The following is a 236-nucleotide window of genomic DNA, read 5'->3' on the forward strand; positions in this document are numbered from 1 at the left end:
ACCCCCCTTCCTTAGGGTCTCCGGGTGGACGGCCAGGACCAGGGTGGCCACCTCGGCGAAGGCCACCAGCCAGGGGACCACACTGGGGGTGAGGCCCGTGGCGTCGTCCACGACGAGGGTGACGGGGTTCACCCCTTCGGGGCGCTTGAGGGCCTTGAGGAGGCTCCTCGCCTTCTCCTCGTTCCCCGGGTAGCGCCTCTGCCAGGCCTTGAGGTCGGCCTCGAGGTCCCTACCCC

1 pseudogene is annotated in these 236 nt (G+C 70.8%); it reads right to left on the reverse strand.

Going from position 1 to position 236, the window contains the following annotated elements:
* Positions 1–236, reverse strand: a pseudogene (locus tag ACYQ0J_RS13465) (ATP-binding protein); the annotation flags it as partial.

The sequence above is a fragment of the Thermus sp. FJN-A genome (genome assembly GCF_054655095.1).